Source organism: Hungatella sp. SL.1.14 (assembly GCF_024460495.1).
GTDB classification, from domain to species: domain Bacteria; phylum Bacillota; class Clostridia; order Lachnospirales; family Lachnospiraceae; genus Hungatella; species Hungatella hathewayi.
In genome coordinates this window covers 116797-133669 of sequence record NZ_JANFYJ010000018.1, presented here as the reverse complement: position 1 = coordinate 133669, position 16873 = coordinate 116797, and the positions used below count along the sequence as shown (strand labels likewise).

Genomic DNA, 16873 nt, shown 5'->3' with positions numbered 1-16873 from the left:
ATAGTACAAGCGGCTACGCCGCCGTTGACAGCCTCGCCGTCTTTGCTGATGGGTAATCAAAGATGGGAGCTTTCATATACGCCCTGCCTGCTGCTGAAATCAGCCCCGCATTTGTGGAAGCACCCGCCCACAAATCCAAGACTGTTTTCCTACCGTTTCAAATGCCCTTGCCCTATCCGGCGGCAATGGCATTTTCGCGGCGACGCAGACAGTGCGTATAACACACTACACTTTGCATGCAAAGTCGTGTGCCAAAAGGGGCGTTGCCCCCTTTGGATACCCCCACAACAAAACGGCGCTATGCCCCATGACGGGAGCATAGCGCCGTTTGTTGTCAGCAGCCCGTTTCACGGTCTGCGTGTAGTTCCTTGTAAACTGACCTTATGTGGAGGTTAAATATTGACACATACTATATATAGTGATATCATGAAAGTAGTACTGATTTGTGTGTGTTTATAAACCACATTCAAATGTTTGTTCCGGTGGTATCTATACCGGAAGCTAATTTTTAGACGTAAGCCTTTTATATGAACGAGCCAGGCAGAGTCTCTGTCTGTAAAGTAAGATATCAGAAATCCTTGCGAATTTCTGATGTCTTATTTTTTTGCTTCCAAAAAGGAGAGTGGTAATTTAGGAAAAGATAATAAAAAATCAAGTAAACAGAGACAAGAAGTATAAGAAGCCTGATATCTGGAAAGAGAACAAATATGAGATCAGAGTATTTAATTAGGAGGATGTATGAGATACGATTACAGGAAGATTAAAACTGAGAAAGTAGAAGTCAAAGGTATTGTTTGCGAATTCTATGATATGAGAATCGACAGGGCAACAGTACCAGATGGAAAATATCTGTATGAGGTGGCGGGCGATGACGGCAGCGGGGCAGAACCAGCAAGGGTAGGAAAAGGTGTTCTGGTTAATTTTTATGGTTCCCTGATATGCAACCAACCACTATTGTTGAAGGAAAAAGTAATGTGGTTAGAAACAGGAGATTTTAAATATGTTTAAAATGAAAACCGGCAGATGCACACTACTGGATAGAACTTAGCGGAGAAGATTTCTCTGCTTGTAAGTAAGACATCAGAAATTTGAAGAAGTTTTTGGTGTCTTACTTTTTGATCAAAAAGGAGTGAATGGAAAAAGAATGAGAAAGAGCAGTCAATTAGATAGGGCAGGGACTGCCCGAAATTATGCCTGTGGAGATAGTAGATTGAGAGGTCGATGAAGCAGAAAATCCATTGGCTTTAGACAATGGAGAGTTCACTCTTAAAAATATATCAATCAAAATGTGAGGAAAATTCGTCACGTAAGCCACGAAAAAAATCATCAAAATTCGCATTAAAAATTATGGATAATGCTACTAACTCGCTAACTTTTATATTCATGCGATTGGTTTCTAATTTTGCATAAGTGCTCTTAGAAATATTAAGATTCATAAGATGCAATTTGGCAACAGTTTCATCTTGTGTTAAACCAGCTAAATGTCGCAGAAATTGAATGTTGTGGCCAATATCCATATCTGGTCTTAGTTTTTGCATATATAATCCCCCTGGTATGTCTGTAAGTTTCGCAATAACGAAATATATTCTTGATTTTATAACCATTAAGAATTATAATGTTTCGTGATAACGAATTTTATACAATGGGGTGAAAAATATTTATTTATGAAAAAGGCTGATATTGAAAGATTACTGTTTTACTACTTATGCGGAAATGAAACGGCAAAAGAAATGTCTCAAGGAAATAATATAACGTATGAGGAGTTCGATAGAATTACCTATATACTCATAGAGTTGAAATTCTATAATTTATTAATGGAATTTTGGGATGAATTTTATAATCAATTCCAAGAGGATATTGATAAGTCAGCAGAGGATTTTTCTGATAGCTTTGAACGTGAAATAAGCAGATGTGAAAAATGGCTATATCAATTTTGTAAAGAAGCACCAACACAAGAGTTACAAGGAATTTTAAAAGAAATATTTGATATATCATAATAGATATATCCAAAGATGGAGAAAGAAAGGAATTACGCCTTACTTTTTTTATGGAATATGAATTTACGCATTACCTATGAGATTATGAAGGAGAAGATGTCTCTGCTTGTAAGTAAGGCATCAGAAATTTGAAGAAGTTTCTGATGCCTTATTTTCTTGTATAAAAAATTAGACTTGACAAGCGACCATCGGTCTCTATATAATAAATGCGAAACAAGAAGAGACCGATGGTCGTTATAAGGAGGTATCATAATATGCCAAAAGGAATTATGCTTACACCAGAACAACAAGAAGAGCGCCGAGAAGAAATAATCAGTGTTGCTATGCAACTCATAGAGAAAAATGGATTCCAAAAAACTTCAATGAGGGAAATTGCGATTTTAGCAAACATGGGAAAGTCCAGTCTGTATGATTTTTTCAAAACGAAAGACGAGATTGTTGTATATGCAGTTGAGAAAGAAATAGAAGAAACAATTAAAAAGGTTCATAGGATTATTGCCGATGAATCCTCGCCGGAACAGTGTCTTAGAAAAATCATGCTGAATCATCTTGGAGTACCAAAGCAGTATCGAACGGTGCTGATGTGGTTAAATACAGAATCTGACTATTTAGAAGAAGATTATCGAAAGCGGCTGAAAACTGCGCGTTACGCATATCAGGATATTATAAAATCTGTAATTGAAAATGGAGTGAAATCAGGCGTCTTCCGTAAGACGAATGCCGATCTTATGACGCATTTGTTAATTAACTCCATTATATCAATCATTTACACATCCCGACCATCAGCCAGTCCGGAGAAAATGCTTGATGAAACAATGGATATATTTCTACACGGAATTATGAATGATGGAGGTGAGTTATTATGATTTATTATACTCTACCCTTGTTGCATAAACAGGCAACCCTTGAAATGGTCGGCGGAAAAGGTATGTCTTTATCAAAACTTTTGACAGCGGGTATCCCTGTGCCGGAGGGCTTTCATGTTACGACTACTTCATACAAGATTTTTGTTGAAAAGAACCATATTCAGCCTCACATTAATAAGTTGCTGGACGGTATTGACTCTAACAATACCAGCCAGCTTGAAAATGCATCTACGCAGATAGGGATGCTTTTCCATAATGGAGAAATGCCGCAGGAAGTATCAGATGCAATTAAAACCGCATATGCTGGATTGGGAAATATAGCGGTGGCTGTCCGTTCCTCCGCAACCGCCGAGGATTTGCCCGACGCTTCTTTTGCAGGCCAGCAGGAAACCTATCTTAACATACAAGGTGAGAATGAAGTTCTTGACGCTGTAAAGAGGTGCTGGGCTTCCCTATGGACAGCCCGCGCTATTGCTTACCGTGTGAAGAATGATATAAAGCAGGAAATTGTCGCACTTGCTGTTGTAGTACAAAAGCTTGCGTTTTCCGATGCGTCCGGCGTTATGTTTACGCTAAACCCTATCAATGGCAGACGCAGCGAAATGATTGTTAACGCCGCGTGGGGACTTGGCGAATCGGTGGTTTCTAGCTTAGTCACCCCTGATACAATCGTTGTAGATAAAGATGCTGAACGAATTGTATCGTATGAAGTAGCAAACAAAGAGATTATGACAGTCCGCAACTCAGATGGAACAGAAGAAATCCCAACTCCTGAACAGTTTAGGAAAAAACATGCTCTTACTCGCAATCAAGTTATGCGATTGACACAGCTTGGAAAAAAAATTGAGAAGTATTATGAAATGCCTATGGATGTAGAGTGGGCACTGGAAAAAGATAAGTTGTATATTGTTCAGGCTCGCCCCATTACTGTCCTACCGCCGGAATGGACGTTACCGGAAAAGGATGTTATATATACAAGAGGCAGTCTAGCGGAACACTTGCCAAATCCTGTTACGCCCTTATTCGCCACACTTGGGCTTGAAATAGTCAACCGTGCGTCGGCGCTTTTATGGATAGATATGTTTGGTAAAAGTGCGAAAAAGCTACTGCCAGAAAACGGAGCATATACGATTATTAACGGATATGTTTATCTTTCCGCTAATTCAAAGCCTCTTTTGATTGCTCTCAAATCCCTTTCCCCCCGATCTTTACGCCGTGCGCTCACGAACAGTGTTGCACGCTGGGAAACAACACGAAAAGAATTTGAGGATGTGATTAAACAATGGGAAGAAAAGCCCATGCATATGCTGAATGCTCATCAAATAATGGAGGGGATTCAGACTGTATTTTATGGAGCGTGTATTTATTTCACGAGGATTCAGCTTACATTACCAGCCGCCTCTATCAGCGAAACATTATTTACAAAATTTTTTCAGGGAGCGGCTCGTCGCGCTGGTATAACAGATACTTCTGTTTTCCTGCTTGGATTTGATACGATTGCTCTGCAAGCCGAAAAGAACCTGTGGAGTCTCTCGGAATGGGTAAAGCAAAATAATACTCTCAATCTTTATCTGCAAAGTAATCCAACAGCAAAGATAGCGGAAAATTTTATGTCCTCAGTTCCGCCTGACGGAGTTTCGCCGGAAGTATGGATAGAATGGAAAAATCGAATCAATCAGTATTTTAAAGAGTTTGGTCGTACCGCTTATGAATTTGATTTTGCATATTCCACACCGCAGGAAACACTTACACCAACCTTTGAATCCATAAAAACCTTTGTAGAAGGCAAAGGTGAAAGTCCTTTTTTACGTCAATCCAAATTTGAAAAGCATAGGAAACAGGCAGAAGAAGAAATTTTACAACATATAGGTAGCTCACGCAAAAAACTGTTTTTGAAGTTGCTCCATTGGGCGCAGGAAACTGCTCCTATGCGTGAAAATGCTATTTATTTGATGGGAATGGGGCATCCTCTGATTCGCCGGATGTTTCATGAAATTTCAGCACGCCTTATACGTGGCGGAGCTACTTCGCATATAGATGATATTTATTGGCTCACAAAATTGGAATTGGAAAAACTCATAATACAGTTAGACGAAAATATACCTTTATCCGATAGAAGAAAATCGATACTTGAGCGAAAAGCGGAACTCAAAAAGTACCAGGGCTATGTGCCACCAGCTCAGTTACCTGAGAAGAAAGTAAAAAGCATATCACATGCACCACAGAAACAAAAAGATGGAAAAACCGTGTTGAGGGGTATAGGAACCAGTTCTGGTGTCGTGACAGCTCGTGCCTGCGTACTAAATAATCCGGCAGATTTTAAAAATTTCCAGCCGGGAAGTGTTTTGGTTGCCGTTACTACAACTCCGGCTTGGACACCCTTATTTGCCTCTGCAAGTGGAATTGTAACGGATATTGGAGGTCCTCTCAGTCATTCAAGTATTGTTGCACGGGAATGTGGTATCCCTGCCGTTATGGCGACACACACAGCAACGAGAAGTATTAAAAATGGTCAAATGATAACGGTGGACGGCTCGGAGGGGACGGTGACGATTGATGAATAAAAAGCCGATTTTCGCTTTAAAGCTTGCTACTTTGGTGATTGCGTTAGGATATAGCTTAATTCTTCCGGTCATGCCATTTTACATGGAAAATCTAGGTGCTGGCGGCCGTGAGCTTGGATGGCTCACTGCCGTATATGCTCTGGCACAAACAGTATGCGCACCTTTTTGGGGTGCACTGTCCGACCGAATTGGTAGAAAGCCGATTATCAGCATTGGTATTATAGGATATTCCATCAGTTTGTTCCTGTTCGGTTTGGCTTCATCCTTTGGGACGCTATTTATAGCTCGCAGTTTATCAGGTATTTTGTCATCTGCTACGTCCGTTGCATCTTTGGCATATGTTGGAGATTCCAGCTCGGAGGAAGAAAGAAGCAAGAATATGAGTCAACTTGGAGCTTCAATGAGCGTTGGCGTAATGATGGGACCATTATTGGGAGGCATTCTTGCAGGCTATTCGCTTGCGCTCCCATTTTTTACAGGAGCCGGCATTTCATTTATTGCCTTTCTGCTAATTCTAACACTTTTGCCAGAGTCAATTGAGCGTTCAGGACAGACGGAAAAAAGAAAACCCTTTGATTTTTCAGACCTGAAAAGTATAATTTTTGGCTCAGCAGGAATGGTTTTGATACTTATTTTCGTCGTGCATTTCTGTCAAACAGGCTTGCAAGGAATTACGGGGCTGTATGTCGTAGATAAGTTTGGATTTTCCACTAAGCAAGTTGGTGTTATTTGGATGGCTCTAGCAGGTATTTTGATTGTAGTACAAAGCTTTTTGACTGGTCCTTTATCAAAAAAAATTGGTGAGAAGCGACTAATACTGATAGGTATGTTTTGCAAAGCCTTAGTAGCGTTTGCCATGGTATTGACAACTGGGTTTGTTAGTGTGTTGGTGGTTTTTGGCTTATTTGCGGTATCTTCTGCTATTACAGTACCCACATTAAACGCAACCCTTTCAAAAACTGACAATCAGCATAAAGGAACACTGATGGGATTTGCCAGTACCGCCGGAAATCTTAGCAAAGTTATTGCTCCTTTATTAACTGGGTATCTGTATGAAAGCAATATTGAATTACCATATATAACCACGGGAGGGATAGCCTTAATCGGAGTGGTTATCTGCTGTATCTGGATAAAAAATCAAAAGAATAAATGATGGAAGAGGACGTTTACTTAAACCTATAATATCCTTAATTCACGTCCCCAGACAATCTACAGTACATATTAACTGTCTGGGGTGTTGGCTATAAATTCAACAAGGTAATGATTTGAAAATAGAAGAATGCAAGAAGATACGAAATTGATAAATTTGAAATTATGGGGGTACATAACCATGAAAAAAATGATTGCATATTGTGGACTGGATTGTGAAAAATGTGATGCATATATTGCAACAATCAATGACAACCAAGAATTACGAAAAAAAACTGCGAAGCTATGGGCTGAATTAAATAATGCACCTATTCTTCCTGAGCATATTAACTGTCAAGGTTGTCGTGTTGACGGAATTAAAACCGTATTTTGTGATAATATGTGTGGTATTCGCCAGTGTGCATTAGAAAAGGGTGTTGCTACTTGTGGCGATTGTTTGGATTTAGAGACATGTCCCACTGTTGGAGAAATCTTAGAGAATAATCCGTCTGCTTTGAAGAATTTGAAAGGATAAATCTTACGAGCTATTTCAAGGAATGCCAACAAAAATTGTAACTGACCATGATGTGATAGATATTGGCGGACGGCAAATTAAAGTGTTGCATACACTTGGACATTCACCAGGGCATTTGTGTTTTTTGGAAAAAGACAAAGGATACTTATTTACTGGCGATTTGGTATATAAAGATATACTGTTTGCATACTATCCTTCTACTGACCCTGAAGTATATCTTGCTTCATTGAACTAACCGTGTGATTAACATAGACCACCAGCTATTGCGTGATACAGAGGTGGGTTACTATATTTCCACACCTAAGACTGGTATGCGAGGCAGGGAAAGGAATGGGCCCTCAACAAGTTGCATGGATTGGATCGGAATGGAAAAAAATCCGAGTATCGGCAGGGGTATACAAAATGGCTACCACTGTATGAATCGGATATTCTGATATCACACTACTGCTGTGTTAAGCAGAATGAGGAGCCGATTGCCCTGTATGAGAAGCAGACTGGACGGCATCCCATTTTAGCACTTATGGCAGAGGAATCTGCCAGGCGCAAGGAAGCATATCTTCGTACTGGCTGTAATAGCTTTGAAAGCGAAAGGCCACTTAGTAAGCCAATGGGATTTTGGAGAGCACAGGATGTGCTCCGGTATACAGTGGAAAAACAGTTAGAAATTGCAGAGCCTTATGGTGAGGTGGTCGAAGTGGGGCAAGTTCCCGGTCAGATTGGGTTCTTTCCATCATGTGGGCCGTTTAAGTGCACAGGAGAACAAAGAACCGGCTGTCTGTTCTGTCCAGTGGGCTGTCATCTGACAAGCTTTGAAAAATTCGTAAGGCTGAAAGCATATAATCCCAAGCTTTATGATTTCTGTATGGAGGAATTGGGAGAGAAAAAGCTGCTTAGCTGGATAGAGAAAAACTATAGGAGAGGATATAAACAGATTTCATGATATTACACAGTAGAGAGGATATGAAGAATTGATACGATTTAGCAATCACATGGGATTGAATAGCTATATATAGATTTGAAATATTGACAAACACTATATATAGTGATAAAATAAACATGACATTGATTTGTGCCGCTTTTTTACTAAGCGCATTGGAATGTTTGTTCCGGGCAACCGGAAGCTAAGTTTTTCAGGCATGAGCCTAACATAAGAAAGCCAGGCAGAGAAGCAATCTCTGTTTGTAAGTAAGACATCAGAAATTTGAAGAAGTTTCTGGTGTCTTATTTTTTTGCTAAAAAAGAAAAGGAGAAAGAAAAAATGAACATGGAAACGCGTAAGACAAGTTTTGAAGAGAAGTTAAAGGAGAACTTGGGAGCGGAATATAAAGCGACATTTCCGCAGCGAATGGAAAAACAGGACGAGGAATTTCTCAGGGTTGGAGTCCAAAAATCCGGTGAATCAGTTGGAATTTGGATATACCTAAACGGCAGTGAGTTTCATTGGCTGGATAATGAGGAAGACATTCAAAGGGCGGTAACAAAAGTGATAGAAGAGTACAAAAAAAAGAGAGGATTCTTAAATGGTCCATATCTCACAGGAGATAGCTTTAGCAACGTAAAAAACAATCTTGTTTGTGCATTGGCCAATCGCGAAGACAATGAGGAAGTGCTGAAGTATATACCGCATATCAGATACTACGACATGGTGGCGTACTTCTTGATTTTTATTACGGTGGATGGAGAATCGTATGTTAGAACCGTGGTAAACGAGGATTTAGACCGGTGGGAAGTGGAGCTGCAGGACGTGCTGGAAACGGCAAAGTCAAATACAGATCTCAATCCACCGGTGATTGAAATGGTTGAAATTAAGGACTGGAAGGTGATATCAGCTCCAATAGGAAACACATTTGGTGAGATGCTCCAATCTATCAAAAGCCATCAGGAACAGAAGAACCCTATGTATGTGCTGTCAAATCAAAGTGGCCTGTATGGAGCCAGCAATATGATTGACAATCATCTGTTGGGACAGATTTCAGAGAGCTGCAATGACAGCCTCCTTATACTTCCGGTAGACATTCATGAGATTATATTAATTCCGTCCAGAAAAAATAGAACTTCTATTGCGGATTGGAAAGCTGTGATACATGCCTTAAATATTGAAAATAAAGGAGTGAAGCTTTCTGACCTTGTATATTTGTTTGACCGGGCGGATAAGAAACTGCATGTAGCAACAAATGATGATTTTCAGGCATAAAGCCTGGACAAAAATAAAAGAAAGGAAGGAAAACAAATGAAGTTAGAAGCAAGATGGGATAACGCAGGGAGAGACCAGCTCACAATCGGCGAAATGGTTGAGATGGGAAAGGATGGCTATGAGTTTGTTATCAGCGGAGGCCATATCGTATCTGTTCTAATTAACTTATAAGGAGAGGGCGCATATGAATTTTGCAGATGATTTTTCAAAGACATTCTATGATAAGGAAGAGTTTCTCGAATTTTTGGATGGGATTGAGTGCGGGGCAGAATGGCAGAAACATCCCACCAATACTGTTCTTGTGATTGCCGGAGAGGAAGAACCAGAGATTTGCGAGAAGATAAAGGACATGGACGAGAAAGAGGAAATCATAAAAGATACAATGAAGAATTCCGGCCTGTTCTTATGCCTTGGCAGTACCTATTATCCGGTCGGACAGACCACCATGAAGTCAATCGAGAGCAGGGCCAGGATTGCAGGTTCTGCGCTATTGGATTTGCCGAAGGGGAAATTAGCCCGGGTATTAAATGACTGTCTGAAAGTGACAAAGGGAAATGCTCTTGTGAGAATTCATGAAGGAAAGGTGCGCGCGGTACATGGCGGAGACCCAAGTGACTATTCCGTCCTGCCAATGCCGGAATTATTTGAAGTAGCATCTATCTATGTTGCAGAAAACTATGACAAGGCTACCTTTTCAAACGGCCTGTTCAGTCATTCTCTGGCAATGGCGTCCTGGGAATTGGAAGAAAAAGGACTCTTGGATACATACCGGGAACTGCTGCTCCAGTATGGCTTACAGGCAGATAACGTATTATCAGCTTTGATTCGTGTCCAGACATCCGATGTTGGCGTAAGTGGTGCGAATATCTATTATTCTCTTCTGCTGGGAGCAGAGAAGAAGCCGTTGATTTTAGGAAAACCATTGAAATTGGAGCATACGAATAATGCATCCATAGAAGATTTCTCTCAGAATATGGGACAGATATTTGCCAGATATCAGGAGGCCATTGGTGATTTGTCGAAGCTGTTTCATGTATATGCCAGCTATCCGGCTAACGTTATGGCTAGTGTTATGATTAAGGCTGGTATCAGTAAGGCGCTGACAGCCCAGACGGTAGAACAGTTTAAGGCCGGACATGGACCGGGAATCTGTAATGGCTATGATATTTATTGTGGAATCTGTGAGGCGATTTTTCTGGCACAGAGCAATGGAATGGGTGCAAAGGCATTAACCGATTTGGAAGAGATGGTTTCACGGTGCTTGACCTATCGTTTCCATGAATATGATATCCCAGGAACGATTCTGTACTGATGAAAGAAATAAGGCAGGGCAGGGAACCCTACTGTTCTGTCAGAAAGGAGACAATATGCTGAACCTGAATTATGAACCAGATGTGCTGGTGGAGGATATAACAACCCTATCCCATGACGAATGGAAATTATACAGAACACTGGGGATTGGGGGGAGTGATGCGGCGGCCGTGTGCGGCATCTCGCCATGGAAAACAGCCAGGGATTTATATGAAGAGAAGGTACATAAAAAAATCAAAGAACAGAATGATGATGGCTGGGTAGCAAAGGAAATCGGAAAGCGTCTGGAGGAATTGGTGGTTCAGATTTTTATGAAACGCACAGATACCAGACCGTATGCTGTGCGTAAAATGTTCCGGCATCCGCTGTATCCGTTTATGATATCTGATTTTGATTTTTTCGTTAAGCTTGATGAAAAGATCTATTTGTTGGAGTGCAAAACCTCGTTCAGTTACCACCACATGAATGGCTGGGAAGGTGGAAATATTCCACCGCACTATGTTCTCCAGGGGATTCATTATATGAGTGTGGCTAACGTAGATGGCATAATTTTTCTCTGCCTTCATGGTAACCATGAGGGTTCTCTTATCATACGGCGCCTGGAGCGTGATTTGGCACAGGAAGAAGAACTGATTCGGCAGGAATCGTATTTCTGGAATCAGTGTGTAGCTTTAAGAAAACCACCTAAGTATACGGAGAAGGCTGACTTAATGCTTAAAAGCATTCAGGGACGCTATGGTGTGCAGGAGAATAAACAAATTGTACTCCCACCATCATATGCGGCAAACATGACGTCCTATCTGAAACTGAAAAAACGGAAGTCAGAATTGAAGCGTCAAATGGATCAGATAGATGAACAGATGAAACTTGCCTATGCGCCAATAAAGGAAGCCATGGAGGGAGCTGAGGAAGCGGTACTGGAAACTGGTAATATCAGGTATTTGACCGGCTATAACAGGAAAGTTACAACTTCCATCAATAAAGACAGCCTGGAGGTGCTGCAGCTTATGCATCCGGATATTTACAGAGAGTATGCGCAGACAAATACCTCACAGTCTTTTTATATTAAAGAGGATAAGGCAAGTTAGGGGAGGAAAATGAAAATGGACGAAGAAATGAGACAGCCAGAAGAAATGGTATCTGTGATAGATGGAAAGAAGGTACAGGAAATCTTGGTTGGCCGATATCTCAATGTTGTTATTGTGGACCATACGGATTTTATGAAGCTTATGTTGAAGGAAGACTACAGAATCAGGCATAATTTTATGATGTTGATTGGGCAGTGGTTTATATGTTTATCCTCCAGTAGTGAGTGGGATGAACGAAATGAGGGCAGTGTGAAATTGTCCTGTAAACTGAAACCAGAGCTTTCAAAGACCAATTTATGGCCTTGGGTCACGTATGGGGATTCTGCACCCAATGAAGTTTCGGTAAGCGGCCACCAGACGGAATCAGTTGAACGGCTGTTTGCAGCATATTTATCTAAAACAGAATGGGAAATTTGCAATCCATTTCGCCAGTTCCTGGTTGCTATGCAAAAGGAGGACCGTACACTTCAGCAGATATTGACTCGGTTCGCAGTGGAATGGTGTGACTGGGTGGTAAAAGAGGAAAAAGAAATACAGGGAGAATCTTACCGTATTGCCAGTCTGATTGCATCAATACCCTCTGTCTTACTATAACATAGGAGGAATTTTGACTGATAATGAGAGACATTTTCTGGAATTAAAGCTTAGAGTTTGGTTAAGAAAGCTGAAGCGGGAAAAAGCCGGTTTTGCCGGCCATAGAACTCCGAATGACTGGTCCTGTGAGCTAACAGATACTGCGAAAAAATACTTATGTGATGTGGTATATTCCGGTCAGGGCGGTTATGTGCTTGCGAGTGAAGAATCTCGCTTATTTACTGAGTTGCAGCAGGCTGTGACTCAGGCAAAGGTAAAGGAAAAACTCCATCAGGCATTGTTTGTGGATATGGATTTTGAGATGGTACGAGATCTGGCATATGGACTAAGAGGCCAGGTGGAGACAATTATGATGGAATACAAATCACACGTTAAGAAAGGGAATGAACATGGAACAAAAGATTTTAACACTACAGGAAAAAATGGTAAAGATCCGCTCGGAGATACCTGCATTGGTAAAACGCGCATACAGTGAGGACGTGAATTATGATTTTATAAAGATTGATGATATTTTCCGCTATCTGACCCCGGCAATGAACCGATGGAATGTGAACTTTGAAATTGTTTCGGAATGTGCTTCAAAGAGAAACGAGAATGGGGACTCTGTCTATGTTGAATTCTTAGCATATTGTCAAATGTGGCTGTATGAGGCAGATTTAGAACTAAAGTGGATTAATGCAGAGAAGCCAGAAGACGAGGTAACCGTTACAATCCACGCCATCGGTACCCATGAAATGCCGGAGAAAGCAAAAGGCAGTGCGCTCACATATGCCATGAAATACTACCTAATGGATAAATACTGCATCGACCAGGGCGGTGTAGACCCGGATATGCGGGATTTTCCACCGGATACATATGATGGGAGCATACCGGAATATGATGGCTTGTCCTCTGATGCATATGATTTCTCAGATCGGGATTCAGAAGGGATAGCAGGAGATGCCTCTGGAATAACCGATATGGAACTGGACGCTGAAATGGAAGGCGGACAGGAAGTACCGGATGAATTACCGGAGGAAGAACCGATGGAGGAAGCTGAGGAGAGCGAAGTTGATGCATCTGAAGAACGTTCCATGATGAATGATTCAGAGATGAACCCAGAATCAGGGCATGAGGAAACGGATGCGGAAGAAACAGCAAAACAACAAGATGGGGGTATGGAATCAGATGCAAAAAAGACCAGAAGGAAGTCTGCAAAAGATAAACAGAAGGCAGATAAGGGAGACACGAACCGTCCGGTTCTGAGCCGCCATATCATGCCGGAGAATGGGACGATGGTGAATCTGCCAAACGAAGTAAGCCCACAGCCGGCTGTAAATATGACAATTGAGGAAGCTGGCAATATTGTTTGCACATTTGGTATCTATAACAATAAATGTCTGAGTGAGCTGCTCAATCAGGGAGAAGAAGGGGTGAAGGCGTTGGAGTGGATAGCCTATAATTACCGCGGCAGAAATGAAACAATCCGACAAGGCGCCAGATTGCTTTTGAGCACGCTGTAGGCCGCATGGTGAAAGCAGCGGGAAAGAATACTTAAAAGATGTTTAACATATCAGATGTAGCAAATTTGTTGGGAATTAAGAGGCTGACGGAAGGAAATTCCTTTAATGTCGTATGTCCGTTCTGTGGCGATACCAGAGGAAAAATGAATTTCCGTATTGTAAAAGACGGTGAGCTGGCAAATACCTATCACTGCTTTAAATGCGGCGCTCATGGAAATATGCTGACACTCTATGCAGACCTGATGGGAATTTGTGGTGTGGATCGGTATAAAATTGCCTATCGTGAAATTAAGACGGCGCTGCATGAGGGCGCTGGCTGCAGAAACAGCTATGACAGCAGCTTCACAGGAACGATGACACAGATAGAGGAGGAAGAAACAGCAAATCTTGAGAAAAGAAGTCAGATTTATCAGAGACTCATAGAGATGCTGTCCCTGTCGGAAACTCACCGGAGAAAACTGATGGACCGGGGGCTAACAAGCAACCAGATTGAGGTATTCCATTTTCGCAGTACTCCAGTTCATGGGACTGAGGGGCTCGCAAGGAGGCTGATAAAAGAAGGATATTCTCTTGCGGGCATACCGGGATTTTACATGAATCAAAACCAAAACTGGGATATTGCGTTATATCGGAATAACCAGGGAATCCTATGCCCGGCTTACAGTATATCCGGAAAGATTGAAGGTTTTCAGATACGGTTGGATGCTCCCCATGATGATAAAAAGTATTTGTGGTTAAGCAGTACCAATAAAAAACGTGGTGCTGGCAGTAAGAGTCCGGTCAGTTTTGTTGGAAATCCATTTGACAAGACGGTACGGGTAACGGAAGGAATATTAAAACCGATTGTCGCTCATGCTTTATCCGGATACAGCTTTTTGGGGACACCGGGAGTAAACCAGTATAAGAGCCTTGAGAAGGCATTGGCAGTCCTAAAGGAGAACGGTCTTGAGATGGTCATGGAATACTTTGACATGGACAAATTCATGGATATCGGCTGCTATGGTGATTATAAGTCCTCTACTTGTGGTAAATGTCAGAACAAGGAGCGTTACTATGGAAGGAAGATTTGTGAAGAGAAACGGAAAAAGCGGGACCAGATTCGTGCGGGTTGCTGCAGGCTCTATGAGAGCTGTGACCGGCTAAAATTAAAATGCATCCGCAAGACCTGGGACCAGAGAGAAGATGGGATTTGGGCTGGAAATGATAAGGGAATTGATGATTACTGGTGGTCTGGCCTGAAGAAAAAAGAGGAGCAGATTGGATATGATGGGATGGACAGAACAATTCATCATCGAAGCAATTTGCCGTCATACGGAACAAGAGTTGCGTAGTGATGAGACAAAAACAGAGAGAATGAAGCTTAGTGCCTGTAGCGCCTTAGAAAGTATCAGAAGACGTGTCAATGGATACGGAGCAGAGTGTTTTGCATTTGTCCTGTTGGTTGGGATTATGTTAAAGAAAAGTCAGATGATACTGAATGCAGATACAAAGGGGGAGCTGGAAGCGATTTTAGAGCCTTCCGTACCCCGGTGGAATTACGGAGGATTTCTCACAGGTCCCTATCATGTACCGGAAGAAGAAGCAATCTTTTGGTCGAAAGCTTCATTGGAGGCCCCGTTGAATGATGAAGGAGCAAGACGGTATCGGGATGTGGCTGCAGTAGCCTTTCCAGAGGAGATGGCTGAAATCTGGGGAACAGATGATACAGGAGAAGGCGGCATTGCCGTATAAAAAGGCAGGGAGAGAAACCATCTTTCCGTGTCTATTTTTGCGCATGAAGCTAAGATGGAGCAATCCAAAAGTGGGTTTGTATAAAAACGAAGGAGGATAACAAATGAACAGATGTATATTTGTGGGAAGATTGACAAGGGATCCGGAGGTGAGTTTTTCAGAGAAAGCCCAGATGTCGATTGCCAGATTTACTGTGGCGGTGGACCGGATACCAAAGAGAGAAGGAGAACCAGAAGCAGACTTTTTTAACTGTGTGGCATTCGATAGGAAAGCAGAGTTTGTGGAACAGTATTGGTACAGTGGTATGCGTGTGGTGGTAAGCGGAAGAATGCAGAATGATAACTACACAAATAAAAAGGGAGAAAAGGTATATGGCGTTTCTTTGAAAGCGGACGATGTTGAGTTCGCTGATGGAAAGAGAGAGGCAGATAATGGGCAGGCGCAGAGCACGACTCCGTCCAGAACAGCAAATCCTGCAAATGCATCAGCGGCACAGATGTCCAAAGAAGCTCCGGTGACGAGAAATGCAACACAGGCACCCAGAGCAGCCACTGCGGCATCCAGAGCAGCAGCGCCAGCTACGAATCAGGGCGCCGCAAAACCGGCTGCCAGCAGAAATACATCACAGCGTCAGGCACCTAGCCGAAGCGCGGTAGGAAGAAGCGCATCCCAGCGAGGGGCTGCGAGGGCAGCTGCCGGCGATGACTTTATGAATGTAGCGAGTGGAATGGAAGAAGGTCTTCCGTTTAATTGATTTAACAGTATGAATACAGACGGCTAGGATGTGATGGCGCATTCTAGCCGCCTGCTTTTGGAGGATAAACGAAGATGAATGAAAAGAAAGTACAGAAATTCATCATGGTATTTTTTATGTGCACAGCGGGGACCGTGATGTTACAGCTGGCAGCTCCCATGATTTTGGGGCTTATTGTGAATGCGGTATCGATTGGAATTCCATTTGCAGTGTATTACTTGCTTATCAGAAAAAAATGGAGAATCAGGATAATTAAATCATCGGAGGAAAAAGAACAGTCTGGCAGTGGAAGTGGAGCGGCCGAGGAAGGTCCGGATGATGGAAATAATGGTCAGGACGAAAGGGACACCCCGGTATATGAATGGTATACACGGTGCGGAAGGGAACGAATCAAAGCGATATCTACCAATATATTTGCACATGGAAAAAATGAATTTTGGATTCGTACCGATGGTGTCTGTAATATCCGCACCCCAAAGGGTTACAGACGGGCTGGCAATCTTCCTGGATATCCGGGCGCGCAAGCCAATACCATTACCGAATATTTAAAGCAGGACGGATTTTATGCAGTCAATGATGGGAGATACATTTATGTTTCAAGGTAAGCGG

20 protein-coding genes and 1 pseudogene are annotated in these 16873 nt (G+C 42.1%); 19 read left to right on the top strand and 2 right to left on the bottom strand.

Annotated features, from left to right (window positions below):
• Positions 1-13: 13 nt before the first annotated feature.
• Positions 14-139: a hypothetical protein gene (locus NE473_RS19190; protein WP_256265362.1), complete on the bottom strand. Its 126-nt coding sequence runs from the start codon at positions 137-139 to the stop codon at positions 14-16.
• Between the two features lie 599 nt (positions 140-738).
• On the opposite strand from NE473_RS19190, the gene NE473_RS19185 reads away from it, so the two are divergent.
• Positions 739-1008: an LPD28 domain-containing protein gene (locus NE473_RS19185; protein WP_002591425.1), complete on the top strand. Its 270-nt coding sequence runs from the start codon at positions 739-741 to the stop codon at positions 1006-1008.
• Between the two features lie 269 nt (positions 1009-1277).
• Here the strand turns inward: NE473_RS19185 and NE473_RS19180 are convergent, their stop codons facing one another.
• Positions 1278-1538: a helix-turn-helix domain-containing protein gene (locus NE473_RS19180; protein ID WP_002591426.1), complete on the bottom strand. Its 261-nt coding sequence runs from the start codon at positions 1536-1538 to the stop codon at positions 1278-1280.
• 126 nt (positions 1539-1664) lie between these two features.
• Between NE473_RS19180 and NE473_RS19175 the strand changes: the two genes are divergently transcribed.
• The 18 genes and pseudogenes from NE473_RS19175 to NE473_RS19090 all read left to right on the top strand — a co-directional run bounded on the left by NE473_RS19175 (position 1665) and on the right by NE473_RS19090 (position 16869).
• Entirely contained in the window at positions 1665-1997 is a 333-nt protein-coding gene (locus tag NE473_RS19175) for a hypothetical protein (protein ID WP_155560784.1), read from the top strand.
• A 254-nt stretch (positions 1998-2251) separates the two neighbouring features.
• Positions 2252-2863, top strand: coding sequence for a TetR/AcrR family transcriptional regulator (locus NE473_RS19170; RefSeq protein ID WP_155560783.1), 612 nt, complete (start codon positions 2252-2254; stop codon positions 2861-2863).
• Positions 2860-5427: a PEP/pyruvate-binding domain-containing protein gene (locus NE473_RS19165; RefSeq protein WP_155560782.1), complete on the top strand. Its 2568-nt coding sequence runs from the start codon at positions 2860-2862 to the stop codon at positions 5425-5427. The genes NE473_RS19170 and NE473_RS19165 overlap by 4 nt, the downstream gene beginning before the upstream one ends.
• Complete coding sequence (locus NE473_RS19160) at positions 5420-6580, top strand: MFS transporter (protein ID WP_196411665.1); 1161 nt, start codon at positions 5420-5422, stop codon at positions 6578-6580. The genes NE473_RS19165 and NE473_RS19160 overlap by 8 nt, the downstream gene beginning before the upstream one ends.
• A gap of 177 nt (positions 6581-6757) precedes the next feature.
• Entirely contained in the window at positions 6758-7090 is a 333-nt protein-coding gene (locus tag NE473_RS19155; RefSeq protein ID WP_155560780.1) for a DUF3795 domain-containing protein, read from the top strand.
• Between the two features lie 4 nt (positions 7091-7094).
• Positions 7095-7319 (top strand): annotated as a pseudogene (locus tag NE473_RS19150) (MBL fold metallo-hydrolase); the annotation flags it as partial.
• Between the two features lie 417 nt (positions 7320-7736).
• Positions 7737-8030, top strand: a complete 294-nt coding sequence (locus tag NE473_RS19145) for a hypothetical protein (RefSeq protein ID WP_243145794.1) — start codon at positions 7737-7739, stop codon at positions 8028-8030.
• Positions 8031-8291: 261 nt separating this feature from the next.
• Positions 8292-9284: a DUF5688 family protein gene (locus tag NE473_RS19140; RefSeq protein ID WP_243145793.1), complete on the top strand. Its 993-nt coding sequence runs from the start codon at positions 8292-8294 to the stop codon at positions 9282-9284.
• Between the two features lie 36 nt (positions 9285-9320).
• Complete coding sequence (locus NE473_RS19135) at positions 9321-9455, top strand: hypothetical protein (RefSeq protein ID WP_002591431.1); 135 nt, start codon at positions 9321-9323, stop codon at positions 9453-9455.
• A gap of 13 nt (positions 9456-9468) precedes the next feature.
• Positions 9469-10596, top strand: coding sequence for an endonuclease III (locus tag NE473_RS19130; RefSeq protein WP_155560779.1), 1128 nt, complete (start codon positions 9469-9471; stop codon positions 10594-10596).
• Between the two features lie 55 nt (positions 10597-10651).
• Positions 10652-11683 (top strand): YqaJ viral recombinase family nuclease, encoded by a 1032-nt coding sequence (locus NE473_RS19125; protein ID WP_155560778.1) that lies wholly within the window; start codon positions 10652-10654, stop codon positions 11681-11683.
• Positions 11684-11698: 15 nt separating this feature from the next.
• Positions 11699-12277: a hypothetical protein gene (locus NE473_RS19120; RefSeq protein ID WP_155560777.1), complete on the top strand. Its 579-nt coding sequence runs from the start codon at positions 11699-11701 to the stop codon at positions 12275-12277.
• Positions 12278-12290: 13 nt separating this feature from the next.
• Positions 12291-12752, top strand: a complete 462-nt coding sequence (locus NE473_RS19115) for a hypothetical protein (RefSeq protein WP_002591435.1) — start codon at positions 12291-12293, stop codon at positions 12750-12752.
• Positions 12730-13779: an ERF family protein gene (locus NE473_RS19110; RefSeq protein ID WP_006775849.1), complete on the top strand. Its 1050-nt coding sequence runs from the start codon at positions 12730-12732 to the stop codon at positions 13777-13779. Before NE473_RS19115 ends, NE473_RS19110 begins: the two co-directional genes overlap by 23 nt.
• Before the next feature lie 38 nt (positions 13780-13817).
• Positions 13818-15110, top strand: coding sequence for a DNA primase (locus NE473_RS19105; RefSeq protein ID WP_002591437.1), 1293 nt, complete (start codon positions 13818-13820; stop codon positions 15108-15110).
• On the top strand, positions 15043-15510 hold the full coding sequence (locus NE473_RS19100) for a hypothetical protein (RefSeq protein ID WP_227898893.1): 468 nt from the start codon (positions 15043-15045) through the stop codon (positions 15508-15510). Before NE473_RS19105 ends, NE473_RS19100 begins: the two co-directional genes overlap by 68 nt.
• Positions 15511-15613: 103 nt before the next feature.
• Positions 15614-16264 carry a single-stranded DNA-binding protein gene (locus NE473_RS19095; RefSeq protein ID WP_002591439.1) on the top strand — a complete coding sequence of 217 codons (651 nt, stop codon included), beginning with the start codon at positions 15614-15616 and terminating at the stop codon, positions 16262-16264.
• 74 nt (positions 16265-16338) lie between these two features.
• Complete coding sequence (locus tag NE473_RS19090) at positions 16339-16869, top strand: hypothetical protein (RefSeq protein ID WP_002591440.1); 531 nt, start codon at positions 16339-16341, stop codon at positions 16867-16869.
• The last annotated feature ends 4 nt before the right edge of the window (positions 16870-16873 follow it).